We start from the raw sequence: 25277 nt of genomic DNA, 5'->3' as shown, positions 1-25277 counted from the left end.
CTCACGAAAGAGGCATCGAGCAGTGAAAACCATCCGATTTCCCCGCCGCGCCGTCCTGTTGGGTGGCTTAGCGGCCTTTTTGTCGGGCTGTGCCGGCAAGTTCCGCAGCTATGACGGACCCGAAGTGACGCGACTTCGGCTCTACAAGGGACAGCGTTTGCTTGTTCTCGACGGATCCGATCGCGTGCTGCAAACCTATCCGATCGGGCTGGGCTTCGCTCCTCAGGGTCACAAGCAATTCGAGGGAGACGGTCGGACCCCGGAGGGCACCTACATAGTCGATAAGCGCAACCCTGAAAGTACGTATCATCTTTCAGTTGGCATCTCTTATCCAAATGAGGCCGACATCGCCTTTGCCGCAGCGCAGGGCCTTTCCCCCGGCGGCGACATCTTCATCCATGGTGGTCCACGCCCCGGCATCGACCCGACGGACATCCGCGACTGGACAGCTGGCTGCATCGCAGTCACAGATCGGCAGATCGAGGACATCTATGCAATGGTGAAGGACGGAACGCCTATCCACATCTTTGCATGACGGTCTTTCTCATGCGGCGGTGGTTAGCCGTCGCATTGGCCGCCAGAGCCCAGCTCCACGAAGCCAAGATGAGCGCCAGCAACATCCAGTCCCCGAAAAGCGCATATGGCGTAGGCGGCTGCGCTGAGGGAAGATCAGCGTCGATGATGCCCCTTTCCCCTGTATCGAGCCGCGCAATGATCTCTCCGTTCGCGTCGATGACCGCAGAGATGCCCGTATTCGCGGCTCGGATGACAGGAAGGCCTTCCTCTACGGCGCGCATACGTGCGGAAGCCAGATGCTGCTCGGGTCCGATGCTGGTTCCAAACCAGGAATCGTTCGTCGCGTTAAAAATCCAGTCGGGTCGGAACATGTCGTCGACCACATGGCCTGGGAAAATGATCTCATAGCAGATCGCCACGGCGACCAGCGGCATACCCGGAAGCGCAAGGGTGCGCGGACCCGGTCCGGGCGTAAAATCGCCCAGCCCCGCCGTCAGCCGCTCGATCGGCAACCAGCCGCGGAATGGCACGTATTCGCCAAAGGGCACGAGATGGTGTTTCGCGTATCCGGTCAGGATCTCATTGGTATCGTCAAAAGCCTGGACGGTGTTGAAATATCGGGTGCCATCCTCGCTCAGTACACGGTCCGGCACTCCGGTTAGCAGCACGCTGCCGTCCGGTAGCGCAGCGGCAATGCGGGCCCGCGCCTGGGCATCCTCATCGAGGAACCCGGGAAAGGCGGTTTCCGGCCAGAGAAGAACGTCGAAATCGCCGGGCTGGGTTGAAAGCTTGATATAGCGCGCGAAGGTCGCCTCGCGGTTCTCGGGCGCCCATTTCTCCTCTTGGGGAACGTTGCCCTGAACGATGCGCAGGTCGACATCCGGTGGCTGTGGTGCATCCGACTGGAGGCGAAGCGTGCCGACGGCCCACATCGTCACGATGCCGGCCAGCGGCATTAGCGAGATGATCAATCGTTGTCGCCCGACCGCCATGAGAGCCGCGCCGGGGAGTGCCGCTACGAACACGGTGAGAAAGCATAGCCCATAACTTCCCACCCAGGCGGCGGGCTGGCGAAGGGCGGCGTAATCGACAAGAGCGTAGCCGGCGAGGTTCCACGGAAAACCTGTCAGAACGTGACCGCGCAACCACTCGGCCGCGGTCCAGGAAGGTCGCGAACAGGAGGCAGGCCAGGAGACTGCCCATGGCTCCGCGCCGCGCGATTTCGACGAAGAGCACGGCGGCAATGGCCGGGAAAATCGCGAGACCTGCGGACAATCCCGCGACGGCCGGGGTCGCCAGCGCCCCGAAACGCTCGGGTTCGACGTAGAAACTTTCCGCGATCCACGAAATCCCGAAACCGAACTGGCCGAGACCAAACGCCCAGCCGACGAGAAAAGCACGCCCGAAGGAGAGGTCGCGAAGACCGACAAACAACGCAGAATAGGCAACGGGAACAAGAAGGAGAATCGAGAAAGGCGGGAAGGTTAGAACGGTCAGCGGCCCGGCGGCGAAACCAAGCGTCATCCGCGAGAGCAGACGTTTGCGCAGAGCGAAGCAGTTCAGAATTACCGGCTTCACGACTTGATCGGACGCCGCGCACTGATCCAGGGTGCGGCGAGCAAGAGCCCCACGCCACTGACGACAAACACATCGGCCATGTTGAAGGCAGGCCAATGCGTTGAGTTGATGTAGAAATCCAGGAAGTCCGTTACAGACCGATACCGCACACGATCAATGACATTGCCCAAGGCTCCACCGATGATCGCTCCGTAAGCGAGCGTTTCAACCGCATTTTCGGCGCGAAACAGCATAACCCCCAGCCAGCCGCAGATGGCAAGAGCGAGAGCTATGAGGCCCCACCATGGTGCGCCGCCAAGTAGTCCGAAAGTGACGCCATCATTGCGATAAAAGACGAGGTTAAAACCTGGAAACACGGCGATTCCAGTGCTTAAGGAGGCCGCATTCGCCACAACAATGGCTTTTGTGATCTGATCGATTACGAAAGCGGTAAGCGCCGCAAAAATGCCGATCACCGGAGATAGTTTATGCACTGGCATTGCGTCACCCCAACCAAACATCGAGAAAAAGCATCAAAACGAGTCCGATGGCCAAGCCGAGCGTTGCCTTGTTCTGATGGCCGCTGCGATGGGTTTCGGGGATGATTTCGTGGCTGATGACATAAAGCATGGCGCCTGCGGCAAAGGCCAAGCCCCATGGCAGCAGCGGTTCCGACAGTGTGATGATGCCGGCCCCGAGCAAACCGCCAATCGGCTCGACCATTCCCGTTAGCGCGGCGATGCCCCAGGCGCGCAGCTTCGGATATCCTTCGCCCAACAGGGATACCGCAACGGCCAGCCCTTCAGGCGCATTCTGAAGCCCGATGCCGATGGCGAGTGGCAGACCGCCTTCCATACCTCCGGAACCGAAGCCAACTCCGACCGCGAGGCCTTCCGGGAAGTTGTGGATCGTGATTGCGATGATGAACAGCCAGACCCGCCGTAAGGACGCCGCTTCGGGCCCTTCGCGTCCCGTTCTGAAATGCTCGTGCGGCAGCCTTTCATTCATCAATGCAACGGCCCCCATGCCCAAAAGGATCGAGACGCAAACGATGGCCGCAGGCATCGCGCCGTTCTCGAACATCGGCTCCGCCGCATCCAACGCCGGGATGATCAGAGAAAAGAACGAGGCTGAGAGCATGACGCCGGCAGCGAAGCCGAGCGACAGATCGCGCGTCGCCCGCGACGGGATGCGCCCGAACAGCACGGGAATTGCTCCGACTGCCGTGAGCGATCCGGCGGCAAGGCTTCCGAGAAAGCCGAGCATTATCGGAGACAGGTTTTCCATAAGCGGGCCAGATTATCCTTCGGCGTAGCTTGAAAAGACTTCGGTCGACCCGTCCTCGCGGATGAGGAAGACATCATAAGCTTCACGGTTTTCTTCCGGCCCCATGCCGGGCGAGCCATAGGGCATTCCCGGAACGGCGAGGCCGACGGCGTCCGGGCGTTCCTCAAGAAGGCGGCGGATATCAGCGGCCGGGACATGGCCTTCAATCACGTAGCCCTCTATGAGCGCGGTATGGCAGGAGACCATGCGCTGCGGCACGCCGTTGTCGAGCTTGAAACGAACCAGCGACCCGCCAAACATGTTCTCGCCCGTCGGCGCGAATCCGTTTTCCTCGAGATGGTTCATCCAGGACAGGCAGCAGCCGCATCCGTTGGTCTTGCGGACGTCTATCGCTGTTGCCTCTGCGAGGGCCTGGGCCGCCGGGAACAGGGCGAGCGCGATGGTCAGAGCTTGGGTCATGCGTTTCATGGGTCAGAGCCTTTCGGTTGTCGTCTGGGCAATTTCGCTGTCAAGGTTTTCAGTCAGAAGCGCGCGCGCCTCGGTCAGACGCAACAGCGCGGCGGTATCATCCACCTCGTTCTCTGCGGCTTCGGCGAGCCTGTCGTCAGAGAGAGGGTCAGTCGGACGCCCATCTACGAGGACTTCGTAGTGCAGGTTGGGACCTGTCGCTGTGCCGGTTGCGCCAACGCGGCCGATCACATCTCCCGCCGCCACGCGTTGGCCCTGTGTTAGGCCCTCCGACACGGCGCTGAGATGCGCGTAGCGCGTCATGGTCTCGGAGCCATGGGAGATTTCGACCACGCGTCCATAACCGCCTCGCCAGCCGATGAAGCTGACCCGGCCCGGTGCCGTCGTCCGTACCGGCGTCCCGCTTGCCGCGGCAAAATCGACGCCGGTGTGCATCCGGACGTTTCCGTAGACAGGATGTGTGCGGCGCCCGAACACCGAGCTGAGGCGAGCGCCCTCGACTGGCTGTGCAAAGACGCGAAGCACCTCGCCATCGACGTAGATCGTCGCCTGACCGCTGCCGTCGTCCGGCCAAACGATCTCGTAAAGCGAATCGCCGATTTCCAGTGCGGCGAAGGCGAGGTCCGGCTGTCCGATCTTGTCATCGCCGACGCGCGTCTCGCGCCAGAGAAGCCTTAGTGTCTCGCCTCCAGCCATCTCACGGCGGAAATCCACGGTTCCACCCAGCATTTGCGCAAGGTCCACGGCAAATCGGGCGGGGATGCCGGCATTGTCGAGTGCCGCGAAGATCGAGGTGTCGATCACGGCCTCCCCAGCAAGGGTTACGATCTCCGGATCCGGCGCCACGACCTGCGTGGACACCTGCTCGCCAAAAAGCACCTCGATCCGCACCCCGTCCTCGACGGCGAGCGAGACGGTGCGGGGGCTGCCATCCATAGTCGAAACAACAGTGACCGAATTCCCCGGCCGCAACCGTCGCAGATCGTATTCCGCGCCAAGTGCAAGGGCGACTTCCGCCCTGTCGGCTCCCGCAAGACCGGCTTCGGAAAGCAAGGAGTCGAGCGTTTCACCAGAAGAGATGTCGCGAGACCAAGTCAACAGGGGCGGTTCGATGGCCTGCATCGGCCTGTCAACAACAGCGGCCTGCAGCAGGGGCAAGGGGCCGAAGCCGGGTGTATCTTCCACCCACGCCGTAGCTGGCAGCGACAACGGAATATCCAGGCTCCGGGGAGCTTCAGGACGCTGGGGCATCCAGCTACCTGCCTGGGCAAGTTCTGGCGGCACGGGTTCTTTCGACAGAACATCGAAGAATGCGATAGCCGCCCCCGAAACGGTCCCCGCAAGCGCGACACCTGCCGCAAAAGTTCTGAGCCTCATGTCGCTCCCTCCGTTTCTTCTTCCAACGCGCGGCGGATCTTCGGTACCGCGAATTCCCTCGGTTCATGATAGTCAATCATGGTGACGAACCGTCCAGCGGCACCGAACAGGAAGACGCTGGCCGTGTGGTTCATCGTGTAGTCGCCGCCTTCCGTGGGCACCCGCTCGTAGGCAGCGCGGAAGCCGTCCGCGATGCGCGCAATCTGCCCCTCCGGTCCCGTCCAGCCGCGGATCGCTGGGTGGAAATAACTGACATATTCTGCCATCGCCTCGACGGTATCGCGCTCGGGATCGACCGTGATGAAAACCACGTTCAACTGTTTGGCTTCGTCTCCTAAATCGTCGAGCCAACCTGAAATGTCCGAGAGCGTGGTCGGGCAGACATCGGGGCAGTAAGTGAAACCGAAGAACGCCATCGTCGGTCGCCCGATCAGGGTTTCCGGCCCGACCTCGTTGCCTTCATGGTCAGTCAGGCGGAAATCCATCTCGGTCAGAGCCATAGGCCGCTGCTCGATAGGTTCGGGCGCACCGGGTCCGTCGACCCGCCACCAACCGACGAAGAGCGTCAAGGCAATTGCACCGGCACCGGCCGCGCCGTATCCTGCGATCGTCCTTCGTCGCATTAGTCTTCCGGTCCGCGTGCGGCGATGCCAAGGATCGGCACCTCGACTGTCACCTCGCCCCCGTCGACAAAAAGTAGGGTCAGCGGAAAGGTTTCCCCTTCCGTCATGGGTTGTTGTAGCCGCATCAACATCGCGTGGAGGCCGCCCGGCTCAAGCGCGACGCTCTCGCCCGGGGCGATCGCGATCTCACCTGCCGCGCTCATGGAACTCACACCTTCGGCATTGGTCTTCGTCTCGTGGATCTCGGGCATCATCGCGAGGGGTGTTGAAAGACCAATCAGCGTCACCGGCTCGTCGCCAGTGTTGCGGATCGTCATGTAGGCGGCCCCGGGGCGGTTCATCCCTATGGAGGCGCGGGACCAGGCGCTTTCGACGACGACATCCACGGGTCCGGCCAGTGCGGGTACTGAGAGCCCTCCAAAGGTCAAGAGCGCGGCCAGTGTGCCCGTCATAATAATCTTTTTCATCGTTTTGGTCCTGCCTTTTCCATTCAGCTTTGCACGGCGGCAACTTCCGCGGCCACTAATCGACGCAGTTCTGCCTCCCCGAATGGATCGAGCGACTTGCCGTTTACAAAGAAAGTAGGAGTCTGGCGAACTCCCACGGTTTCGACGTCCGCACGATCCTGATTCAGGATCGCAACGACATCCGGTGCCAGCATTTGCGTGCGCGCGGCCTCTGCATCGAGTCCGGCAGTGGCGGCGATCTGGAGGATCAGACCGGGCTCAGGCGCGCCGTGCGACGCCCATCTCGGCTGATCCCGCAGAACGGCTTCGAGCACCGGCTCGTAAACGCCTTGCATGCGTGCTGCCTCGAGCACGCGGATCGCTTCCTCGGATGCCTCGCCATGAAACGCGGTGTAGCGGATAACGACGCGGACGGCATCTCCATGCTGTGCCATGATGTCCTTCACGATCGGATGGAAGGCGCGGCAAGCCTCGCAGGCCGGGTCAAAGAATTCGACAATCGTGACGGGCGCGTCGGCAGGTCCGAGGATGGGCGAGTAAGAGCGGATCATCGCGTCCGCGAGTTCCGGCGCAACGGTTTTTGCTTCGGCCGCGGGGCCGGGGCGAGTCGCGTACCAAGTGGCTCCGCCGAAACCGGCAACGCCGAGGGCGAGAACGGACAGGATTAAGCCGCGTCGATTCATGTTTGTGTTTCCTTCAATGAAAGTGCCGACAGGAACCCGATCAGTGCGAAGGCGACCAGCGCCATCAGCGGGATCGGAATGCCGAAGACCAATTGGTTATCATCGGTGCAAGAGGGGCCGGTGGCCGTGCAGGGCTGGATGCGTTCGGGGATCAGGCCCGCGTAGAGGCCCATGTGCCACAGGGCGACCACGCCACCACCAAGCGCCAGAGCGATGCCATAGCGCCCGACGCTGCCGTCTCGCCACCAAAGGCCGAGGCCGAGAATGATCGCGAGCGGGAACATGAAGGCGCGCTGGAACCAGCACAGCACGCAGGGTGTCTGCCCCATCACTTCGCCGATGAAAAGTACAGCAAGCGAGGCGACGAGGGCAACGATCCATGCCAGCCCGAGGGCGGTTTCTGCGGGTACGCGGTTCATGTCGGTCAGATCCTCTCTTCCAGATCGGCGAGAATCTCTTCAGCGGACGTGCCATAGGGCCATGAGTCTGCAAAGCCTGCCTCGGGGTCGAATAGAAACAGATGTGACGTGTGGCCAATTGTGTAGCCATCCGGAGCTGTAGCCTCTTCGATGCGTTCAAAGAAGATCGGAAACGTTTCGGATGTAGCGGCGATCTGTTCGGGCGTACCTGTCAGCCCGATGATGTTCGCATCGAACAGCGGAACGAATTCGGCGAGTGCCATGGGCGTGTCCCGTTCGGGGTCGATGGTTATGAAAATCGGCTGGACCCTCGCGGCATTGTCGCCCAGACCGTCCATCACCGCCGCGACCTCAGACAGTGTCGACGGGCAGACATCGGGGCAGTTGCTGAAGCCGAAAAATACCAACATCCAACGCCCCGAAAAGTCTTCTTCTGTGCGAACCATACCTTGGTGGTCCGTCAATTCGAATGCGGCGAGAAACGCCGGATCGGTGTCGGTTCGGGCGCGGTCAGCGCGATAGTCCGACCAGAGCAAAAGCCATACGAAGGCAAGCGCCGCGGCGCCTGCCAAAACCCAAAGAAATTTCTGTGCCGATGTAAGGGACAAACCTGCGCGCCTGATTTTGATTCTTGATTATTGTCGCGTCTACATCCTCTAGCTACTAGAGGTTCAAGCGCTAATTCACGTTGTGGCTTAAACTCACGCGTCTGTGAATCCGGCACTTGTCTATTGGGGCGGCAAAACCTACTAAGACTGTAACTTTTTCATGGAGGCGAAGATGCTCACGATCGGCACTCTGTCAAAGAAGACCGGCACAAAGGTGCAGACAATTCGGTACTACGAGCAGATCGGGCTCATGCCCGAACCTGGCCGGACTGAAGGCGGACAGAGGCGCTATGACAACGCACAGCTCGACCGACTGTCCTTCATCCGCCATTCGCGACAACTCGGCTTCTCGCTTGATGCGATCCGCGAGCTGCTCGACCTCAGCGACCAGCCCAATCGGCCCTGCGAAGAAGCCGACGCGATTGCGCGTCGCCAGCTAAAGCAGGTGGAGCAGCGCATGGCCCGTCTGAAGGCGCTGCGCACCGAACTGAAACGCATGGTTCACGAATGCAGCGGTGGACGTACCGCCGATTGCAAGGTGCTTGAGGTGTTGCGGGATCATTCCGAATGTTTGACCGAACATGACGAGATCGGCGCCTGAGATGCCTGCCGCGCTTGCATACCCGCTTGCGGCCTTGGCCGAGATCGCCGGGTGCTTCGCGATCTGGAGCTGGTGGCGCCTCGGCGCATCCGCGGCTTGGCTCGTACCCGGTATTGTAGCCTTGGTGGTATTCGGGTGGCTTCTGGCGCAAGTCGAAACGGTTGCTGCGGGCCGCGCCTTTGCCGCCTATGGCGGAGTCTACATTGCGGCTTCGGTACTGTGGATGTGGCTTGCAGAGGGTCACAGACCGGACAGGTGGGATGCGCTTGGCACAGCCGTTTGCTTGCTCGGCGCAGCTATAATACTGGCCGCGCCACGAACCAATTGAACTTTATGGTTTGAACTTGAAACCGTCTCAAATCGCGATCTCATCGCCCCATAAAAAGGGCTATGCTCTGCATTGGTTGGGGCGCCTGCCTGAAAGCTCCCGACGGTCGTACGTGGAACTGACCATCAATAATCAATCCGGAACCCTGATCTGCCAGAGAGGTTGAAAGATCATAGTTCACAAATTGGAATGGGAAGTATGGCGGCAGAAAAACGAGCAGAAAGACGCACACTTTGGATCGTTCTCGGTCTCAATATCAGTCTTGCTGCGGCCTTTTTCGCAACTGGGACCTTCGGGGATTCCAGTGCCCTGATCGCCAACGGGCTCGACAACCTTTCAGACAGCTTGGTCTACGCAATCAGTCTGTTTGCATTGTCGCGGTCTGCGAAATGGAAACGTGGCGCGGCGAATGTCTCGGGCGGCCTGCTGATCGTGTTCGCCATCGGGATCCTTTATGATGCTTGGCGCCGCTATGTCGGTGGGTCGGATCCCCTTGGCACCGTTATGATCGTCATGGCGCTGATCGCGGCGGCCATCAACTCAGTTTGTGTCTGGTTGCTCGCTCGGCTCAAAGATCCGGACGTCAACATCCGCGCGGCCAATACTTTCAGCTGGAACGACTTTGCGGCAAACCTCGGAATCGTAGTCGCAGGTGGCCTCGTTGCCTGGCTGGGAACGAACTGGCCCGACCTAGTCGTCGGTGTGATTATCGCCGGGATCGCGGCCTGGGGCGGTGTCAATATCCTACGCGACGCACACGGTGAACACCACAAAGCAGTTCACACGGACAAGTAGTTGCGAGAGATCGTTTCTAAAAGAAGGGGTTGAAGCTACAGTAACTATAGAGACTAGTCTGTTCCAAGACGATTCGAGGAGCGACTCCGTTGCAGATAACCAACCCCCTACTTGCACCCACCAAACTACTGGATTTTGATGCCGCGCCTCTTGCGCATCTAATAGAGAGCCGCAGCTGGCGCGACTTATCCGAATACGATCGGATCGGAGCTGCCTATGATTTCGTTCGAAATGAAATCGCGTTCGGATACAATCGAGCTGACGACATCCCCGCATCCGAGGTACTTTCCGACGGCTACGGGCAGTGCAATACCAAAGGCACGCTCTTAATGGCGCTGCTGCGTGGTGTTGGCGTTCGTTGCCGGTTGCATGGGTTTACGATCCACAAAGGCTTGCAGCGCGGTGTTGTCCCAGAGTTGGTGTATCCGCTTGCTCCAGAGGAAATTCTCCACTCGTGGGTAGAGATCGAATTTCAAGGGGCCTGGATCAACCTTGAAGGCTTCATCCTGGATGACGCTTTCCTCGAAGTCCTGCAAAGATCGTTCTCGGACACGGACAGTGTCTGCGGTTATGGCGCGGGCACGGATTGCCTTGGCGCGCCTCCCGTCGCCTGGAACGGAGAAGATACCTACATTCAGAAAACCGGCATCGTGCAAGATTTCGGCGTGTACGATACGCCCGACGCCTTCTATTTGTCCCATGAGCAATCCTTTGGAAGGCTGCGTGGTGCCCTTTACCGTCATATAATACGCCACTGGATGAATGCGCGCGTACGTGGTTTCCGCAGCGGCCGCCTGAAGACTGACCGACGCGCGACACACGCGCATGAGGAGCCTGCCAATGCCGCATGATCACGGGCACGCGAATATCGATCCGAATTCTGGGGATCGACGGGTTGCGATCGCGATCTGGGCGAATGGGCTACTTACTGTTGCGCAAATCGTCGGGGGCATATTGTCGGGCAGTCTAGCACTTATCGCCGATGCGCTGCACAACTTTTCCGATATGGCCTCGCTTGTCATTGCCTTCGCCGCGCGCAAGATCGCGCGCCGCCCGGCCGATGAGCGCATGACTTTCGGCTATGGCCGGGTCGAAATCGTCGCTGCCCTGATCAACTACACCACCCTGATCGTGATCGGCTTCTACCTGATCTACGAAGGTGGCATGCGCATGATTGATCCACCCGAAGTCATGGGGTGGACCGTCGTCATTCTCGGTGGAATTGCGCTTGTGGTCGACACGCTGACCGCAATGCTGACCTATTCGATGCAGAAGGGGAGCGTGAACATCCGCGCGCTGTTTCTCCACAACCTTTCGGACGCGTTGGCTTCAGTGGCCGTCATAGTCGGCGGGACGCTCATTATACTTTATGATATGCGTTGGGTGGATCCGGCCATCACCATCGGCATCGCGCTCTACATCCTGTATCTGTCCTTCACCGAAATAGGGGCCCCAATTCGAACCCTGATGCTTGGGAGCCCACCAGATATTGATGGAAATGACGTGGTCAGAGCGATCCAGATTGTCGATGGCGTTGTGGACGTGCATCATGTCCACCTGTGGCAAATGCAGGAGAACGCTGCGGCATTGGACTGCCATATTGTTGTCGAACGCGACCGGATGGGTGAGGCCGACAAAATTAAAGAAAACGTCAAATCGGTGCTGCATGAACGTTTCTCAATCGAGCATTCCACGCTTGAATTCGAAGCGACCGACAATGCGCATCAGGAGGCGCAGGTGTTCGGACACCGCTCATGACGATTGCCCAAGGCATACTAGTGGTCGTAGGCCTGCTGTCCGGTCTGGTTTTGATTGGTGCGCTCCTTTGGTCGATCGTCCGCCCGTCCAAGCGCATCTGGCCTCCAAACAGAGAGCATTCAGTCATACCAATCATTGCATGGGGCCTCACATTGGCCGTGTTTGGGGCGGTGATCGGTTTGGGCATCGTGGATTGGAAATCCGCTTCTATGCCCAACGCGCTCCGTTGGGCAGTCGGGCCGTTCTTGATCGCAATCGGAAATCTGATCGCCTGGTGGGGGGCATTCATCATTGGACTGAAAGCCACCAGTGGGGTGAGAGACGAGCTGATCACTTCGGGTCTCTACCGTTTCTCTCGGAATCCGCAGTATCTTGCCGACATGGCCATCCTAATAGGTTTGGGTCTTCTCTTCGCCTCACCTTGGGTTTGGCCTGTCGTCATCGTTGGAGTTGCCGCGCTGGCCCTTGCCCCGCTCGCAGAAGAGCCATGGCTGTGCGAACAATACGGCACCAAGTATCGCAACTATTGCGCTGAAACACGTAGATATCTCTAGTCTCGCCGCCTCACGAGAACGTCATCAATTTTCGGTTGAAGCTCTAGCAGCTAGAGGTCGTATCCGTTCATCAACAAAAGGGCGAGGCAAAGTATATTACTGATTCAAAGAAAACACGGTGCCAGTTCGTCTCGACAACTATGATCGGACTTCTGGGAACACCTTCCCTTCTCCGTGCTCAGGAGCAGGAGCCCTCGGCGGTACGCAGAAATATTTCTGTCCTTCAGTGCGGATCCCTGGCAAGACCACTTCGATAACCTTCAGCACGGTGCAATTATGTGCGACATTGACTCGCGTGCAGTCCAGTACTGGTCGGAAGACGAAAGTGTTTACAAACTCTACCCTTCAAGTGTCCCCGCCTCGGAAGAGCTGACCCGCCGAGGATATACAGAGGTTATAAGGAAGGTGGAGAGGCCCAGTTGGCGGCCCACTCCATCAATGAAAGAGCGCAACCCCGAATGGCCTGACTATTGGCCGCCGGGTCCTGACAACCCGCTTGGAACCCACGTGCTTTATTTGTCGTGGCTGTATTACCGGGTGCACGGGACCGGGGACACACGCAAGATCGGGCGCCAGTCATCAAACGGTTGTGTCGCGTAGCCTTTAATTGGGCTCTGCCTCAATCTGTGTGGCGGAACGGTAGCATTCTCGCCCGCAACAATTCTGGACCGGCTCGGCCGTACATGGCGCGCTTGAGGGTTTTCAGGCGGTTGATCTGACCTTCCGCCTGGCCGTTGTTACAGGGCATCTCGATCGCCTTTTTGACCACATTGAAGTCCCGGTTCAAGGTGCGGGCGAAGCGCACAATGGGCGTCAGGCCGGTTTCGATGGCGTCGTCGATCCATGCAGGGAGCGGACCCGCTTGGCGGCCACGCATGATACCGTTGAAACGCATGGCGAGGCTGCGCATCGTTGTGAAGGCGGGAGAACCGGCTTTGAGCGTGTCGACTTTCCGCGCCTGATCCGAGGTGAGCTTTCCGCTGGGTTTGATGCACAGCGCGGCCGCAATGACCGGAGAGATCGCATGCCCCGTTTCCGGGCCCCGGACCGGCTCCAGGATCTGGTGCTCCACGGCGGGGCCCTTCGTTTGCTTTTCGGCTCTGCGCCCGCCCGCCAGCAGCCGCTTTTAATGCGACTGACTCCCCTCGTAACCACGCTCTTGGATCATACGGTACAGGGCGCTGCCTGTTCGAATGCCGTCCTTCCAGCTTTGGCTCAGGAATTCTTCAAAGTACCACGGCGAAGTCGGTTTCAAAGCGGCCTGTTTGCGGTCCGGTGGCGTCTCGAACTGCAGCCATTTCGCGATGCTGCGGCGCGGGAACCCTGTTCGTCGCCCGATCTCGCTACAGTTAAGCCCCTGATTTCGGAGCGCATGGATGGTGGTGAAAATCTCTTCCCGAGATGTCCTGTGCGCAAGGCGTGACTTCAGAAGGCTGCCGGCTGCGGTGATATTGTCGGCGTCGGCCAGCAGCGCTCTGCCGGTCTCAGGGCCGTGGAGGTTCATTTGCTCCTCAATGGCCTGCCGCAGGTTTTGCACGATATGGAACCGATCAGCGACCTGCTTCGCCTGCGGTGCCCCTTGCCGTGCAGTCTAGGCGTAGAGACCACACCGATCTCTGCTAATCACTTTCACCTCGGGGTGTCGCTTGAGCCAGTTGGTGCAGGTGACGACATCTCGATCCTCAAGAATGTCGATCACCACGCGACGCTCCAGATCCACAATGATCGTGCCGTAGGTTTGCGACTTCCGCCAGCTCCAGTCGTCAATCCCGATGACCGTCGGCGGCTTGGCGGTGCCCTGAGCACGCTTTTTCAACTGCCTGAGCACCGTGTAATCGCTGACCCCAAGGCCCAAACGGTGCAAGAGCCGTTCGGCAGGCCGTCCGCCGGTTGCATGCCCAAGATGACTGACAATCTCCCCGACACGCGAAGTGCTACGTGCAAACGGATGCGCAATCGAGGTGAGTTGGTCTGCGAAAGTCCGGCGTGGGCAAGCGGGTGCCAAACATCGCCAACGGCAAATCGCGAGATCAACCGTTACCTCCTCTCCATGGGCGGGATAATCCTGCAACCGCCGACGCCGCCAGCCGTGACGTCGGCGTGAATGCAATCCACAGTCTGGGCAGATGCCGCTTGGTGTCAGACTGCCCGATACGATCCACCCGCCGAAATCACTTCGCTCAACGCATTGAACCGAAACTTCGGCCCCGGGCGACCAGTGCTTCTTCGAGCTCACAACCATCCCTCCTGAATTTTCCTGTTTCAGGATAGTTGCGCCACACAAAGTGAGGCAGAGCCCAATTAAGGGCTACGCGACGCCAGCGCATCGGCGGGCAGATTGGGGTTGCGCGCCTTGCCGTCAGGCTGGTCAGAGACCGCCTCTGCCCGAGCCTGAGCCATTTCTGCCTCTGTGCGATGACGGATAAAGACAGGTTTTCCGCGCCAGTTGACGGTCAATTGCGTTCCAGGCGCGAGATCGGAAATGTCGACAGTGATCTGTGCCAAGGCGCGGACATCGGCGGAAGGGTTCATCTGGTTCACCAGTGGCCAGAGCGCGGCCCCTGCGGCCACGACCCCCGCCCCGGCCGTTGCGTAATACAGGAAATCCCTGCGCGCGGTATCCTCTGACGCTTCCATCACGGGACATGTGTCCATGTCTCCCGCGCGGGAAGGTCAACACGCGAGATGTAACGTTTTGTCAGTGCACCTCTCTACGGATCAACAAACAAGCCGTGTCGGCGCGTCAATGGTGCGGGGCTGCGCCTTTTGCCATCATGAGGTGGTGCTCCTGGTGATGCGCCCCGATGGTCATCAGGCCAAAGAAACCAAGTCCCTGAATCTGAGCGGCATCGCCATCGACACTGAGCGCCACGCCATCTTCGAGTTCCTCCGTGACAACGTCCCAGCCGGTTTCAGCCGCAAGAAAGGGCGCATGGGCGGGCACCATGGCGCGGATGGCTTCGAGAACACGGGGGGTGCCCCGAATCTCGAACCGGGCCCCTTCCGGCCGCAGGGTGCGGGTGACCACGGCCTCTTGGGTCAGAAGGTCCATATCGACCAGATGGCGGCGCAATCCGTCGATATCGACCCGCTCCCAATCTGTCTCGGGATCGGCCTGCAGGATCGCAACGATCTCCGCCAGGGCGGCAAAGGCCGATTGCCCGGTTTCCTGCGGTCCACCCATGTCATGGCCAGTCGCGGAATGGGCGTGCTGAGCGGCCACGGGTGCGGCCATCACTATGGCAAGGACGAAGGGAATGAGACGCATGGACGGATCCTTCAATGGGGTGATGTCATGTTTACGCTAGCAGGGGCGGATGCATCGCAATATGATTTCAATCATATGTTGCCAGGCCCCTATGATCTTATCCCGAGCTCAGCCCTGCGCCCACTCTCCGGCGCGGTTGGCGATGTGGTGTTTCATCAAGGTGGATCCACCCATGGTCTCTATGTCGTGCAAACCGGACGCGTGCATCTCGAGCGGGTCGGCCCAGATGGCGAGCGGTTCATCATTCACCGTGCCCAAGCCGGAACAAGCTTTGCCGAAGCTTCGGTGTTTTCAGAGGTCTATCATTGCGATGCGGTCTGTGTTGAGGCCGGAGCGCTGATCCGGATCGACAAGGCTGCCGTCTTGGCCGCCTTTGCCGACCCGGCATTTGCCCGCGCCTATGGCCGTCAGGCCGCTCAACAGATACAGGCGCAGCGACAGATGCTCGAGATCGTCGGAATTCGGCTTGCAGAAGACCGGGTGATGGCGGGTCTGGTCGCGGGCCTGCTCGAAGGCTCCGTGGTCGAGTTCGCCGCCCGGTTACAGCTGAGCCATGAGGCGACCTACAGGGCGCTGCGAAAGCTTGTGCAGGACGGGCGGGTCAAAAACCCCGCCCGCGGGATTTATCACCTGCGCCCATGACCCGATCAGCTGTGGCTCGCGAAGACCGAGGTCACCCCGTCGGAGCCGACAAGCAAGGTATCAAAAGTGTCACCAGCCCCGGGACCGCCCATGCCGGGCGAACTCATCGGCATGCCGGGAACCGTCAACCCGCGCGCCACCGGTTGTTCTGCCAGCAGCCGCGTGATGTCCGCGGCAGGCACGTGGCCCTCGATAAAATAGTCACTTATGATCGCCGTGTGACATCCAGCAAGTTCCGGAGCGATTTGTAGCCGGTCTTTGAACGCATAAAGCGCATCCTGATCGACATCCTGCGCCTCGACCGTGAAGCCCGCTTGCCGGACATGATCGACCCAGGCGGTACAGCACCCGCAGGTGGGGGTTTTCAGGACTTTAATGACCGGTTCTGTGTTGGCCAGTGCTCGCAGGGGGAGTGTGGCAGCCGCTCCGGCCAGCAAAAATGTGCGTCTTTTCATCATGTGTTCCTTTTTGAAGTATCCGAGACCGTAGAACTGTGTGTTTGAGAGTCCAGAGGCTGTTCCTGCTCTGTCGGCGAGAGGGCGGGTGCATCCAGGGCGTGCCCGCTTGCCGGCCCGCGAAGGGGCTGGATCAACATCTTGTCGACCCAGAGGTCGCGCGTCGTGCGAAACTGCTCGATGCCGATCGTCATTCCCTCGTGGCCCTTCGCGGGCTGGGCAACGTAAGTACCCATGAGGCGGTCCCACCACGGCAGGTTGAAGCCGTAGTTTGAGTTGGTTTCGCGCGGATCGACAGAATGATGCACGCGGTGCATGTCGGGTGTGACGACGATCCATCTGAGCCACCGGTCGACTGGTCTCGGCAGGTTGATGTTGGCATGGTTGAAGAGTGCCGTGGCGTTGAGGATGATCTCGAACAACAAAACCGCGACGGCGGGCGGACCAAGCGCTGCGACCAAGCTTAGCTTGATCGCCATCGAGATAAGGATCTCAATCGGGTGAAAGCGCAATCCCGTTGTGGCGTCGAACTCGAGGTCCGCGTGGTGCATCCGGTGCAGACGCCACAACGTAGGGACGGCATGGAACATGACGTGTTGCAAATAGATGGCCAGATCGAGAAGCAGCATGGACAGGACAACGGCCAACCAATACGGCGCGCCGATAGTGTTGAATAAACCCCAACCCCGCTCCTCGCCCATGACCGCCAGACCAACGGCCAGGATTGGGAAAGACAACCGCAGGATCGCCGTATCGATCACGACAAGAGCCAGATTGTTCGACCAACGGATGACACGCGGAATGTCACGCCGCCGACGCGGGGCGGCGAGTTCCCAAAGCGCCATGGCGGCCAGCACACTCAAAAACGCCGTCAGACGAATCTCCGGCTCTGCGGCAAGTATCGTGTCCATCACAGTCTATGGCCCTTCTGTGTTAGGGCTTGGGTGCGGATGCGCATCTCGCACATCAGTCTTTTCTTGCGCAGCCTTTGCAGCCGCTATCTGGACTATATCAACATCCAGCGCGTGGCGCTCGTCGAGACACGCGGTTTCGAGCTGCAGCGTGACCATGTGAAACCCATACTGTTCCGTCAGCCGCCGATAGGCCCTGTTCAGCAAGTCCGCGGCCTCGGCGGGTGACTGATGGCGGATATGGGCGGAAAACGCATGTTTGCCGCTGGTCAGCGTCCAGGCATGCACATGGTGAACATCCAGAACCCCGTCCTGGCCGTTCAGGTCCGCCGTCACAGCATCGAGATCCGTTCCCTCGGGCGTGCCCTCCATGAGAATGTAGACCGCTTCCTTGATTACGCCCACAGAGGCCCAGAGGAGAACCACTCCGAACGCCATGCCGAGGATCGGGTCAATTGCCAGAAAGCCGGTGAACTCGATCACGAGAGCGGTGACGATGATCAGGAGGCTGCCGACAAAGGTCTGGATGATGTGCCAGAGCGCGCCACGGGCATTCAGATCGTCTTTGCTCGATTGCCACATCAGCGCCAGAGAGACCACTTCCGTGACCAGGCCCCCGAAGGCGACCCAAAGCATGGGGCCTGTGGCCAGGTGGATCGGATTTCCGAGCCGCATCGCGCCCATCCAGATCACGAGAATCGCCATGCCGAGAAGAAACCCGCCATTCACCAGCGCGCCGATGATCTCGGCGCGGTACCAGCCGAAACTGCGCGCCGAATCCGCTGGACGGCGCGCAATCCGCTGCGCGGTGATGGCCACGAGAACGCCGCCAACCGCCGACAGGGTGTGAAACGCATCCGACAGGACGGCAATCGAGCCAGTCCAGAGCCCGACGGCCAGTTCAATCACGAAGTAGACGCCGGTGAGCCAGGCCGAAATCACAAGGGCCTTGCCGGAGGTGGGCATGTGCCCGGCGTGAGAATGATTGGCCATATCAGCTCTACTCCCGTTGCGCGCCGGTCTTTCGCGTCGCGGCGAAGAGAACCGACAGGCCGGTAAAGCCACCTAGCGCAAGCGCGGTCCATGTGGCGGTGCGGGCATCTCCGTTCATCGCCTGGCTGCCCATGTGAGCGAGCAAAAAACTCGCTGGAATAATCCCGGCCAACGTGGCCAGCGCGAACCTCCAAAGATGCAGCTTGCTCAGACCTGCGGCGTAGCTGATCATATCGAAGGACAGAAACGGCAGTAGGCGACTGCCGAAGACTAGGAAGGTCAGAGTGTTCTGCGACCCAAACAGGCCCGCGTTTATCTTCTGACCGAGATGACGCTCAACGAAGGGACGACCCAGGCCGCGGGCCAGACCAAAGGCGGCAAGCGCACCGAGTTCCGCGCCAAGAACGACAAAGAGTGTCCCGAACGTGTGTCCATAAGCCGCTCCGGCGGCGAGTGCGATCGGCGCGGAGGGCAGGGGGCTTGCGACAATAGCGATTGTCATAAGCGCCACGATAACAATTGGTCCGGCAAGACCTGCCGCCTCGATCCAGCGGTCAATTTCCGCACGATCCGGCAGGCGAATGTCGACGCCAAGGACGTCGGGGAAGGCCAATGCGACGACTCCCATCAAGATCACCGCAAGAAGAAGAATGCGCATCATCATGGTTCAAAACACGGCATAGAGCAGAACGAAGAATGCCGCTGCCAAAAGGTCAAAGGCCACGCAGAATGGAATATACCAGTTCGGAATCCGGGCGAGACGATAAGAATTGTGGTGTGACATGTCCCAAAGGGCGTGCAGGGCCAAGCCCAAGGGGAGGAAGGCCCAATGCCATATCAGCCCCAGGAAGGCTGCCGAGCCGAACAAAAGGGCCACGGCGAGCTCTGCCCAGAACACGCGCGCTCTGCCGTCCGCGGCGCCAAAGCCGATATAGGCACCGCCAATCAAAGCAAGCGTGATCGAAGCAAGAGCTATCGAGCTCTTTTCATCCAAAAACAAGTGAGCCGGCATTGAGAGCAAGACAATCAACACGCCAACCCATACGGGAAATTTCAAGATATCCCCGTGTCGATGGTGCGATAAGTGATCGCCTGTCTTTTTGAAAATCTGTGCCATGGCTTGGTACCTAGGGATTCCAGCAACTGGAAGGTCAAGGGTTATTCATCCACGCGCGCAACGCGGCGCTCACTCAACCGTTCCACGGGGAGGTCAAAGGACCGATATCAGGACGCATTTGACGCTGACGCCCGGTTCATGTCCGACGCGCGTGGCGATTTTCAGTCATCTTTCGCCTTCTGCCAGACTTGCTGGCAGGCTGAGTAAAGAAACGTCGCTGACCAGGTCAGCAACATGAAGCCCAAAAGCGATTGCAGCATCAGCAACAGTCGAAAGGGCCCGACCACCTCTATGGACGAATAGCCAAGGGTCGAGAACGAGATGCCCGTAACATAGAGAACATCCTGAAACATCGGCGGGTTGTTGCTGAACGATTGCGGCAGAACGCTTGCCACCACCATCGTGTTGAACACGGCGAGCGTCACAAGTTCCAATACGTGCAGCAACAGCAACGCGGAAAACGTCAGGATGATCCGAAAGCCGGAGCCATCCGACCGCTGCGGGGAAAACTTCAGAATGCCCGACAACGCATAATGATGGACAATTCCCATCAGGATCGCCGCGCATATTCCGACAAACATGGCCATCAACTCGGTCATACCCCCAAACCCGTCTTCCTATTCAAACAGGTCAATCTGACCATACATCAGGCTTTTTAGCACAACTGGACCGATTGATTCTTCACAGGTCAGGCCAACGCGGGGGGCAACCCGTTCAGGGCGACATCCACCGGAACGGTCGGCAAGTTCGATGCGATCCAGCCAGGCCCTTCGCCTGATCCCAACATCCCTTCCGAGATATCGGCGTAGCCCGAATAACCAGCTTGTCTTAACGCTCGAAGCAGCGATGCGGAGCGTCCGCCAGTGGCGCAGATCAGTCCAACGGTGCGATCACCGCTCAGTTCCTTCGCCCTGAACAATCGGTCCGGAAAACCGGACGCGTGCATGCTTATCGGCCATACACCAGCACCTACGCCGGTTTCTTGCCACTCTTCGCGCGTTCTGACATCGATGATCCGCGCCGTATCCGATAGAAGCGCGTCAAAGGCATTCTCTGCCGACCAGACAGATCGGCTCTGCGCCAGCAGCGGTGACGCCGTGACGGTCAGCACCGTCATATGAGCACCCATAACGAAACGGCGCCGGTTCAAATCAAGAGCCATATTCGAAAACCTCATCCTTTGATCGGTTGCGATCCCAAAGGTCACATAACATGCCGGCGACGCTACCCGGGAGCACGACACGGTGCAGGCACAGATTTGTATCCATCTGTAGCAAGGGAATGACCTGATACAAATGGCTACAATTCTGCCCATGAAACACGATGCAACGATGATTTAGGAAAGACACCATGGGACCGCCACCTCATATCCTTATCGTGGATGACCACGCACAGATACGTGAAAGCGTCGCGCGCTTTCTGGAGAAGAACGGAATGCGCACGACCGTCGCCAGGGATGCCGTGGAGATGGATGCCAAGCTGGCCACCGGTCACTTCGACCTCCTCGTGCTCGATGTCATGATGCCGGGCGAGGACGGCTTGTCGGTCTGCCGCAGACTTGCGCCAGAGGGTGATCTTCCGATCATCATGCTGACGGCGCTTGGTGAGGAAACGGATCGGATCGTGGGGCTGGAAATCGGTGCGGACGATTATCTCGCCAAGCCGTTCAATCCACGAGAACTGCTGGCCCGCATCAAGTCGGTACTCCGGCGAAGCAACCGCGATGAACCCGTGGCCGGAACCCTGGCTGGGAGGAAGGTTTGTTTTGCGCATTGGGTACTGGATACCGACCGACAGGTACTGATTGACGAGGCCGCAACCGAAACGCCTTTGACGACTTCTGAGTTCAAATTACTGGCGGTCCTGCTGGAACGCGCGAGGATGGTGCTCAGTCGTGACCAGTTGCTTGACCTGACCGCTGGTCGGACCGCTGGCCCGATGGACCGCACCATCGACAATCAAATCAGCCGTCTCCGCCGCAAGATCGAGCCGGATGTATTGCGACCGAGTGTCATCAAGACTGTGCGGAATGGCGGATACTGTTTGGCTGCCGACGTCGAGGATGCGACATGATGTGGCGTGCGATGAGCTCTCTCAGCGGACAATTGATCCTGCTTGTGGTCGCGGCGCTTGTCGTGGCCCAAGCAATCAGCCTGTTCCTCTTCGCTGACGAGCGCAGCCTCGCCATCCGTGCTGCTTTGGGGTTCGAGGCTGCTGGACGCGCAGCGAATGTGGCGCGGTTGATCGAAGAGGCCCCGTTGGACCTGCAGGACTCCATCCTTCGCGCAGCAAATTCACCACTTATCCGGTTTGATCTGTCAGACGCTCCGAGTGTGGAACACACCAGTCATTCGCATGGCGACCTTGTTGAAGGGCGTATCCGTGCGCTAATGGACGATAGCTACAGCCGCGATATTCGCGTTGAACTGCACGAGATCGAGGGCGAATTGAGGCCCTTGCCCAATCTTTCTGACGAAATGACGGAAATGCATCTCGCGATGATGCGCGGAGAGTTGACAGCGGTTGAAATGAACCTGTCGATCGCGATCAAGGGGGCGCGTTGGCTAAATGTCGGAACGCGGTTCGAGCGTCCGCCGATCCAATGGCCATTCTACTCGATGCTGACCTTCGGGATTTCCGCCGGACTGCTTTTGGTGGCGATTTTCTGGTTTGTCATGACGCGCCTGACGCGTCCTTTGCGGCACCTATCGAAGGCCGCGGACCATCTTGGCCGGGGCGAGGACGTGCCTGAATTGACCGTCGCGGGGCCGACCGAGGTCAGGGATCTGACCGTTGCCTTCAACCGCATGCAACGACGGCTGACCCGGTTCGTCAGTGATCGGACACGTATGCTCGCAGCCCTTGGCCACGATTTACGCTCGCCGTTGACTGCTATGCGTGTCCGCGCGGAGCTGGTTGACGAAGAAGAGACGCGGGACAGCCTCATCGCATCGGTCGAAGAGATGCAGAGTATGGTCGAAGCGACGCTCACCTTTGCACGCGGCCTTACCGGATCCGAGGGTGCTGAAGTGGTCGATCTGCGCAATTTTCTGGACAGCTTGTGCAGCGATATGGCGGCACACTGCACCTTTGCCCCGAGTGATGATGTTGCCGTGCGGCTTCGACCCAACGCGTTCCGAAGGGCACTGAGGAACTTGCTTGAGAACGCCGTTCGCTACGGTGGTGCCGCAAAAGTCAGCTGGGCGACCCACGGTTCGAACCTCGTACTCAACATCGATGACAATGGGCCCGGCATTCCCGTCGACCAGTTGGAAAAGGTCTTCGATCCCTTCTATCGCCTCGAGCAATCGAGGTCTCTGGAAACGGGCGGTTATGGGCTTGGGCTCTCAATCGCGAGGACAATCGTCCAATCCCATGGTGGCGATATCCAGCTGGTCAACCATAACAGCGCGGGTTTGCGGGCCATTGTCACCATCCCACTGGATGAAAGCGAACTAATCGAAGGAGAAACAGATGAAACTGAAAACGCTCATTCCAACGTTGCTGGCCAGCTTGCCCGCCAGCATGGCGCGAGCTGATGGTCCAGGCTCCTGGACAGGTCACATGTGGGGCGGAGGCTATGGCTTTATGGGCGGCTTCATGATGCTCGCCTTCTGGGGCGCCGTGATCGCATTGATCGTGTTTCTGGTACTCAGGCTGCGGGACAATGGCACCCGTCCCCCGGACTCGGACGCGCAGGAAGCGCTCCGGCGCCGCTTTGCGAATGGGGAAATCGACGAAGAAGAGTTTCGCCGACTGAAAGCAACGCTCGACGAATAGTCCACATTGCGGATTTGAACTCCGTACCACGCGACGCCACCAACCTTAGATAGGAAAGAACGCCATGGTCCCGGAAATCGGTCACTTCGCACTGGCCCTCGCGCTGGCCCTCGCACTTGTTCAAAGTGTTCTGCCGATTGCGGGGGCGTCACGCGGAAATACCGTCTGGATGAAATCCGCCCAGGCGACAGCCCTTGGTCAGGTGCTGTTTGTGAGCATTGCCTTCGCAGCGCTGATGCAGGCTTTCATCGTCAGCGATTTCACCGTCAGGAACGTCGTCGAGAATTCCCATTCGCTAAAGCCGATGCTTTACAAGGTTGCGGGAACCTGGGGCAGCCATGAAGGATCGCTTCTGCTCTGGATTTTGATCCTTGCGGTATTCGGCGCGGGGGTTGCCTGGTTCGGATCGAATATCCCGGCCGAAACCAAGGCGCGCACCCTGTCGGTTCAGGCGTGGATCAGTGTCGGCTTCCTGACGTTTCTGCTGCTGACGTCGAACCCGTTCGATCGGGTGTTCCCGCCGCCGCTCGATGGCAATGACCTGAACCCGTTGCTTCAGGACATGGGTCTCGCCATGCACCCGCCGCTCTTGTATTTCGGGTATGTCGGTTTCTCCATCGTGTTTTCCTTTGCCGTTGCGGCTCTTCTGGAAGGGCGCGTCGATCCAGCCTGGGCCAGATGGGTCCGCCCGTGGACATTGGCCGCGTGGGTCAGCCTTACGGCAGGTATCGCTCTTGGATCGTGGTGGGCCTATTATGAACTGGGCTGGGGCGGCTGGTGGTTCTGGGATCCGGTCGAGAATGTAAGCTTCATGCCCTGGCTTCTGGGCACGGCGCTGCTGCATTCCGCCATCGTCACCGAAAAGCGCGACGCGTTCAAAAGCTGGACCATCCTGCTTGCCATCCTGACTTTCTCGCTTTCACTGCTCGGGACGTTCATCGTCCGATCCGGCCTGCTGACATCCGTGCATGCCTTCGCCGTCGATCCGGAGCGCGGGCTTTACATTCTGGGTCTGCTGGCCGTGTCCATCGGTGGGTCGCTGGCGCTCTACGCCTGGCGGGCGCCCGAAATGGAGCCGGGTGGTCTGTTTCGCCCGATCAGCCGCGAAGCCGGGCTGCTCGTGAACAACCTCATTCTGGCCGCCGCTACGGGAACGGTCCTGTTCGGGACGCTTTATCCGCTGATCCTAGAGGCTGTCACGGGGGACAAGATCTCGGTGGGTCCACCTTTCTTCAACGCGGCCTTCATTCCGATGATGCTGGCGCTGGTCGTGTTCATGGGTCTTGGTCCATTCCTGTCATGGAAGCGGGCTGATATCGCCGGTTTGCTCGATCGCATTCGGTTCGTGGCCGTGCTGGCGGTCATCGCAGCCTCGGCCGCGTGGTATCTTCTGAATGGCGGGCCGATCATGGCCTATCTTGCCATCCTCGGCGCAGCGTGGCTGCTTTTTGCGACCCTACGGGAATGGGCGCTACGCATCCGTCTGTTCGAGGTTTCCCTTGCGGAGAGCGCGAGACGCGCGCGCAACTTGCCACGCGCCTCTCACGGTATGACGCTTGCCCATGCCGGCGTCGCTGTGTTGATGATGGGGATGATCGGCTCGACCGGATGGAAGAGTGAGGAGATCGTCTTTGCCGCCCCCGGGACCGAAGTCACGATCGCCGGGTTCGACATCACCTTCGAAGGGGCCGCAAAGGTTCAAGGGCCGAACTACATCGCGGATCGCGGCACCCTTGTGGTGCGTCGGGATGGCGAATTGGTCACGACACTTTTCCCGGAACGCCGGTATTACCCGGTCGCGGAAAGTCAGACGACGGAGTCGGCCATCCGGTCCACATTGGCGGGTGATCTCTATACGTCGATTGCAACGCCAGCCTCCGATCAAGTGAACAACGCCGGAGCCTGGACCCTGCGGATCCTCTATGAACCGCTCGTCAACCTGATCTGGATCGGCTCGATCTTGCTGGTGATCGGTGGCTGTTTGTCCTTGTCGGATCGCCGTTTGAGGGTCGGGGCGCCGCGCCGCGCCAAACAGCCAGCCAGCGATGCTGTTCCTGCCGAGTAGGAGAG

Annotated in this window: 30 protein-coding genes and 4 pseudogenes; 13 read left to right on the top strand and 21 right to left on the bottom strand. The window is 59.5% G+C overall.

The window, feature by feature from the left end; all coding sequences use genetic code 11:
* Positions 1 to 22: 22 nt before the first annotated feature.
* Entirely contained in the window at positions 23 to 535 is a 513-nt protein-coding gene (locus JZI28_RS22530) for a murein L,D-transpeptidase family protein (protein WP_009807972.1), read from the top strand.
* Here JZI28_RS22530 and lnt read toward each other — a convergent pair.
* From lnt to JZI28_RS22475, 11 genes and pseudogenes are all read right to left on the bottom strand, one after another.
* Complete coding sequence (gene lnt, locus JZI28_RS22525; protein WP_348484079.1) at positions 516 to 1661, bottom strand: apolipoprotein N-acyltransferase; 1146 nt, start codon at positions 1659 to 1661, stop codon at positions 516 to 518. The two genes, JZI28_RS22530 and lnt, sit on opposite strands and share 20 nt — an antisense overlap.
* Before the next feature lie 94 nt (positions 1662 to 1755).
* A pseudogene (locus tag JZI28_RS22520) lies at positions 1756 to 2040 on the bottom strand (apolipoprotein N-acyltransferase); the annotation flags it as partial.
* Between the two features lie 50 nt (positions 2041 to 2090).
* On the bottom strand, positions 2091 to 2594 hold the full coding sequence (gene lspA, locus JZI28_RS22515; protein ID WP_009807974.1) for a signal peptidase II: 504 nt from the start codon (positions 2592 to 2594) through the stop codon (positions 2091 to 2093).
* A complete protein-coding gene (locus tag JZI28_RS22510; protein WP_039965741.1) occupies positions 2578 to 3360 on the bottom strand; it encodes a ZIP family metal transporter in 783 nt (260 codons plus the stop codon). Before JZI28_RS22510 ends, lspA begins: the two co-directional genes overlap by 17 nt.
* Positions 3361 to 3372: 12 nt before the next feature.
* Entirely contained in the window at positions 3373 to 3828 is a 456-nt protein-coding gene (locus tag JZI28_RS22505; RefSeq protein WP_009807976.1) for a DUF411 domain-containing protein, read from the bottom strand.
* A 3-nt stretch (positions 3829 to 3831) separates the two neighbouring features.
* The gene (locus JZI28_RS22500) at positions 3832 to 5205 is read right to left on the bottom strand and encodes a M23 family metallopeptidase (RefSeq protein ID WP_009807977.1); all 1374 of its coding nucleotides are present in this window, start codon (positions 5203 to 5205) and stop codon (positions 3832 to 3834) included.
* A complete protein-coding gene (locus JZI28_RS22495; protein WP_009807978.1) occupies positions 5202 to 5828 on the bottom strand; it encodes an SCO family protein in 627 nt (208 codons plus the stop codon). Before JZI28_RS22495 ends, JZI28_RS22500 begins: the two co-directional genes overlap by 4 nt.
* Positions 5828 to 6295 carry a copper chaperone PCu(A)C gene (locus JZI28_RS22490; protein ID WP_009807979.1) on the bottom strand — a complete coding sequence of 156 codons (468 nt, stop codon included), beginning with the start codon at positions 6293 to 6295 and terminating at the stop codon, positions 5828 to 5830. Before JZI28_RS22490 ends, JZI28_RS22495 begins: the two co-directional genes overlap by 1 nt.
* 23 nt (positions 6296 to 6318) lie before the next feature.
* Positions 6319 to 6978 carry a thioredoxin domain-containing protein gene (locus JZI28_RS22485; protein WP_009807980.1) on the bottom strand — a complete coding sequence of 220 codons (660 nt, stop codon included), beginning with the start codon at positions 6976 to 6978 and terminating at the stop codon, positions 6319 to 6321.
* On the bottom strand, positions 6975 to 7397 hold the full coding sequence (locus tag JZI28_RS22480) for a disulfide bond formation protein B (protein ID WP_009807981.1): 423 nt from the start codon (positions 7395 to 7397) through the stop codon (positions 6975 to 6977). Before JZI28_RS22480 ends, JZI28_RS22485 begins: the two co-directional genes overlap by 4 nt.
* A 5-nt stretch (positions 7398 to 7402) precedes the next feature.
* A complete protein-coding gene (locus JZI28_RS22475; RefSeq protein WP_009807982.1) occupies positions 7403 to 8005 on the bottom strand; it encodes an SCO family protein in 603 nt (200 codons plus the stop codon).
* A 172-nt stretch (positions 8006 to 8177) separates the two neighbouring features.
* Between JZI28_RS22475 and JZI28_RS22470 the strand changes: the two genes are divergently transcribed.
* From JZI28_RS22470 to JZI28_RS22440, 7 genes and pseudogenes are all read left to right on the top strand, one after another.
* Positions 8178 to 8606, top strand: a complete 429-nt coding sequence (locus tag JZI28_RS22470; RefSeq protein ID WP_039965742.1) for a helix-turn-helix domain-containing protein — start codon at positions 8178 to 8180, stop codon at positions 8604 to 8606.
* Between the two features lies 1 nt (position 8607).
* Positions 8608 to 8934 carry a YnfA family protein gene (locus tag JZI28_RS22465; protein WP_009807984.1) on the top strand — a complete coding sequence of 109 codons (327 nt, stop codon included), beginning with the start codon at positions 8608 to 8610 and terminating at the stop codon, positions 8932 to 8934.
* A gap of 198 nt (positions 8935 to 9132) precedes the next feature.
* Positions 9133 to 9729 carry a cation transporter gene (locus tag JZI28_RS22460; protein WP_009807985.1) on the top strand — a complete coding sequence of 199 codons (597 nt, stop codon included), beginning with the start codon at positions 9133 to 9135 and terminating at the stop codon, positions 9727 to 9729.
* Between the two features lie 95 nt (positions 9730 to 9824).
* Entirely contained in the window at positions 9825 to 10580 is a 756-nt protein-coding gene (locus tag JZI28_RS22455) for a transglutaminase family protein (RefSeq protein WP_039965763.1), read from the top strand.
* Positions 10570 to 11487, top strand: a complete 918-nt coding sequence (locus JZI28_RS22450) for a cation diffusion facilitator family transporter (RefSeq protein WP_009807987.1) — start codon at positions 10570 to 10572, stop codon at positions 11485 to 11487. The genes JZI28_RS22455 and JZI28_RS22450 overlap by 11 nt, the downstream gene beginning before the upstream one ends.
* Positions 11484 to 12041, top strand: coding sequence for an isoprenylcysteine carboxylmethyltransferase family protein (locus tag JZI28_RS22445; protein ID WP_009807988.1), 558 nt, complete (start codon positions 11484 to 11486; stop codon positions 12039 to 12041). The genes JZI28_RS22450 and JZI28_RS22445 overlap by 4 nt, the downstream gene beginning before the upstream one ends.
* A 140-nt stretch (positions 12042 to 12181) precedes the next feature.
* Positions 12182 to 12635, top strand: a pseudogene (locus JZI28_RS22440) (L,D-transpeptidase); the annotation flags it as partial.
* Between the two features lie 25 nt (positions 12636 to 12660).
* Here the strand turns inward: JZI28_RS22440 and JZI28_RS22435 are convergent.
* The 3 genes and pseudogenes from JZI28_RS22435 to JZI28_RS22425 all read right to left on the bottom strand — a co-directional run bounded on the left by JZI28_RS22435 (position 12661) and on the right by JZI28_RS22425 (position 15309).
* Positions 12661 to 14199, bottom strand: a pseudogene (locus tag JZI28_RS22435) (ISL3 family transposase).
* Positions 14200 to 14354: 155 nt separating this feature from the next.
* A pseudogene (petA, locus tag JZI28_RS22430) lies at positions 14355 to 14678 on the bottom strand (ubiquinol-cytochrome c reductase iron-sulfur subunit); the annotation flags it as partial.
* Positions 14679 to 14784: 106 nt separating this feature from the next.
* On the bottom strand, positions 14785 to 15309 hold the full coding sequence (locus JZI28_RS22425; protein ID WP_009807993.1) for a hypothetical protein: 525 nt from the start codon (positions 15307 to 15309) through the stop codon (positions 14785 to 14787).
* Between the two features lie 27 nt (positions 15310 to 15336).
* Here JZI28_RS22425 and JZI28_RS22420 point away from each other — a divergent pair, with 27 nt between their 5' ends.
* A complete protein-coding gene (locus JZI28_RS22420) occupies positions 15337 to 15951 on the top strand; it encodes a Crp/Fnr family transcriptional regulator (RefSeq protein ID WP_009807994.1) in 615 nt (204 codons plus the stop codon).
* 5 nt (positions 15952 to 15956) lie between these two features.
* Here the strand turns inward: JZI28_RS22420 and JZI28_RS22415 are convergent, their stop codons facing one another.
* The 7 genes from JZI28_RS22415 to JZI28_RS22385 form a co-directional block, all read right to left on the bottom strand.
* Complete coding sequence (locus JZI28_RS22415) at positions 15957 to 16409, bottom strand: DUF411 domain-containing protein (RefSeq protein ID WP_009807995.1); 453 nt, start codon at positions 16407 to 16409, stop codon at positions 15957 to 15959.
* Positions 16406 to 17317 carry a sterol desaturase family protein gene (locus tag JZI28_RS22410; protein ID WP_009807996.1) on the bottom strand — a complete coding sequence of 304 codons (912 nt, stop codon included), beginning with the start codon at positions 17315 to 17317 and terminating at the stop codon, positions 16406 to 16408. The genes JZI28_RS22415 and JZI28_RS22410 overlap by 4 nt, the downstream gene beginning before the upstream one ends.
* 6 nt (positions 17318 to 17323) lie before the next feature.
* Positions 17324 to 18310 carry a cation diffusion facilitator family transporter gene (locus JZI28_RS22405; RefSeq protein ID WP_009807997.1) on the bottom strand — a complete coding sequence of 329 codons (987 nt, stop codon included), beginning with the start codon at positions 18308 to 18310 and terminating at the stop codon, positions 17324 to 17326.
* A 7-nt stretch (positions 18311 to 18317) separates the two neighbouring features.
* Positions 18318 to 18974 (bottom strand): TVP38/TMEM64 family protein, encoded by a 657-nt coding sequence (locus JZI28_RS22400; RefSeq protein ID WP_009807998.1) that lies wholly within the window; start codon positions 18972 to 18974, stop codon positions 18318 to 18320.
* A 3-nt stretch (positions 18975 to 18977) separates the two neighbouring features.
* Positions 18978 to 19427, bottom strand: a complete 450-nt coding sequence (locus tag JZI28_RS22395; RefSeq protein ID WP_009807999.1) for a DUF6010 family protein — start codon at positions 19425 to 19427, stop codon at positions 18978 to 18980.
* Between the two features lie 161 nt (positions 19428 to 19588).
* Positions 19589 to 20026, bottom strand: a complete 438-nt coding sequence (locus JZI28_RS22390) for an ion channel (RefSeq protein ID WP_009808000.1) — start codon at positions 20024 to 20026, stop codon at positions 19589 to 19591.
* An 89-nt stretch (positions 20027 to 20115) separates the two neighbouring features.
* Positions 20116 to 20589, bottom strand: a complete 474-nt coding sequence (locus tag JZI28_RS22385) for a rhodanese-like domain-containing protein (RefSeq protein WP_009808001.1) — start codon at positions 20587 to 20589, stop codon at positions 20116 to 20118.
* A 188-nt stretch (positions 20590 to 20777) separates the two neighbouring features.
* Between JZI28_RS22385 and JZI28_RS22380 the strand changes: the two genes are divergently transcribed.
* The 4 genes from JZI28_RS22380 (at position 20778) to JZI28_RS22365 (ending at position 25272) form a co-directional block, all read left to right on the top strand.
* Complete coding sequence (locus tag JZI28_RS22380) at positions 20778 to 21500, top strand: response regulator (protein WP_009808002.1); 723 nt, start codon at positions 20778 to 20780, stop codon at positions 21498 to 21500.
* Positions 21500 to 22966 carry an ATP-binding protein gene (locus JZI28_RS22375; RefSeq protein ID WP_009808003.1) on the top strand — a complete coding sequence of 489 codons (1467 nt, stop codon included), beginning with the start codon at positions 21500 to 21502 and terminating at the stop codon, positions 22964 to 22966. The genes JZI28_RS22380 and JZI28_RS22375 overlap by 1 nt, the downstream gene beginning before the upstream one ends.
* Positions 22902 to 23207 (top strand): SHOCT domain-containing protein, encoded by a 306-nt coding sequence (locus tag JZI28_RS22370; protein WP_240476201.1) that lies wholly within the window; start codon positions 22902 to 22904, stop codon positions 23205 to 23207. The genes JZI28_RS22375 and JZI28_RS22370 overlap by 65 nt, the downstream gene beginning before the upstream one ends.
* 64 nt (positions 23208 to 23271) lie before the next feature.
* On the top strand, positions 23272 to 25272 hold the full coding sequence (locus tag JZI28_RS22365) for a heme lyase CcmF/NrfE family subunit (protein ID WP_009808005.1): 2001 nt from the start codon (positions 23272 to 23274) through the stop codon (positions 25270 to 25272).
* Positions 25273 to 25277 lie beyond the last annotated feature (5 nt).

It is taken from the genome of Pseudophaeobacter sp. TrK17 (genome assembly GCF_042192375.1).
Lineage (GTDB): Bacteria > Pseudomonadota > Alphaproteobacteria > Rhodobacterales > Rhodobacteraceae > Pseudophaeobacter.
The sequence above is the reverse complement of the archived record's forward strand: the minus strand, read 5'-3'. Positions and strand labels throughout refer to the sequence as shown.